Here is a 1,714-nt window from a genome sequence, read left to right as displayed (position 1 = left end):
AAATAAGACCATGGAACAAAGTCCTGAAGAGAAACAGATAATAGAAGTAACGGCAAAAAGCCTATTTGAAAAAATGTTTTTTTCTGAATACACAAATGGCGGTATTAATCCTTATTTCAATTATTTCTATTCAGATTCAGCAGCAAGTCATTCCAATTATGCCGGTCTTAATAACCGTTTAGTCCTGATGTTTCTAACTTTTCTTGGTCCCTATTTTCTTACCGATAATGACTTTTATATCTATTTTACCGTGCTGCTTGAAAACTATGTCGAAAATATCTGCGATCAAGCATTAACCTGTGCACTGTTTTCTGAAAATATCAGTGAATGTAATTCTCCGGAAAGCTTTGCCCATCAATTCACTGAAGCCAGACTGGACACAGAAACAGCACTTCTAATTGGCTTAACTGCAATGGCATCAGCCGCTTTCGACTGCATGAATTCAGGGTTGGAATGGCCAGAGACATTGGAAACTTTGCGATATTGTGGATCACCCATGTTCGCATATTCGAAGAAGAATTCAATCAGACGTTTAAAGTCTTGCTCATCAACTTCATAACCTTCACAGATTTCCAGTCGCCCATCTCCAGATACATCCTCAGATGCTAAATCAAGCCTGACAAAGCCAATACGGATGTTTTCAAGTGGGCTCTGACCTGTGCGCTTTTGTTGCTGGTTAGAAGGTAGTTTCGAATTTGTCTTGTGATATTCGCGAAATTCTTCAAGGTCATAGGTATCGTTTGCCAGAAGCTGCTGATAAAAAAACATGAACACCACAAATAAAAGCGTCATAAAGGAACGCCCAAAGATCATACTTTCACCTGCATTCGTTAAACAACTGCACTACCTCAGGCAGCCTTTATGCGAGCGTTCCGTTGCCTGTATTTTTGACACCTCGTGTGTCCATGGAAGGTCTAATAGAAGGTGCATAAGAGATAGAAAGCAGCATAGTACATATCAGCCACGACGAGCTGACGGAATTCACCTCCCGCCTGGCTCGGCGGGAGTATCATTTCAGTCTTGAATAGCAGAAAACGTGGTCCAGCCAATAGGTGACTGGCTCCCTTTCATTAAACGGCTGGCAACAAGCAGTTAAACTCAGTCCCCTGCCCTTTTTTACTTTCTACATTGATCTTGCCATTGTGAGCCTCAACAATCGCCTTGACCAATGACAGTCCAAGACCAAACCCCGGTGTTTTTCGACTGACATCCCCGCGATAAAGGCGATCAAAAATATGGGGCAGATCGGATGTGGCGATGCCACTGCCAGAATCTTTTATTGACACTCGCCACAAATCACCTTCTCTTCGGGCCGAAACCAGAATGCTTCCCTGTTCAGGTGTAAACTTGAGGGCATTGTCCAGAAGGTTGGCAAATACCTGCCGCAACCGGTTTGGACAGGCCAGGATATTCATTGTCCCCGGAAGCTCAAAGCTGAGCTGAATATGCTTCTCCTCCGCCAGATATTCATAGAGTTGAGCCGCTTCAGTAATCAGATCAGACAGATTGGCCTGTGTGCGATCTCTGGCGTCCAGATGCTGCTCCACTGCAGCCACATCCAGCAGACTGTTCACCATCGCCAACATTCTTTCACTTTCTTCCAGGCAGTCCATCAAGCTCTCTTTCAACGCCTTGGGATCGTTATTGTTCATGGCTTTTTCTGCACTGAGTCGCATCCGAGTCAAAGGAGTTCTGAGATCATGGGCTGCAGCAT

2 protein-coding genes are annotated in these 1,714 nt (G+C 44.4%); both read right to left on the bottom strand.

Going from position 1 to position 1,714, the window contains the following annotated elements; all coding sequences use genetic code 11:
• Nucleotides 1–354: 354 nt before the first annotated feature.
• A complete protein-coding gene (locus KDK17_RS14205; protein ID WP_257288337.1) occupies nucleotides 355–813 on the bottom strand; it encodes a hypothetical protein in 459 nt (152 codons plus the stop codon).
• A 257-nt stretch (nucleotides 814–1,070) separates the two neighbouring features.
• On the bottom strand, nucleotides 1,071–1,714 hold a 644-nt coding region (locus KDK17_RS14200), incomplete at its 5' end, for a cell wall metabolism sensor histidine kinase WalK (protein WP_257288336.1).

The organism is Endozoicomonas sp. SESOKO2 (genome assembly GCF_024606245.1).
In the GTDB taxonomy this organism is placed as follows: Bacteria; Pseudomonadota; Gammaproteobacteria; order Pseudomonadales; family Endozoicomonadaceae; genus Endozoicomonas_A.
The sequence above is the reverse complement of the archived record's forward strand: the minus strand, read 5'-3'. Positions and strand labels throughout refer to the sequence as shown.

Excerpts from the sequence above, each read along its gene's own strand:
- KDK17_RS14205 (WP_257288337.1), bottom strand. The coding sequence starts at position 813 with ATGATCTTTGGGCGTTCCTTTATGACGCTTTTATTTGTGGTGTTCATG.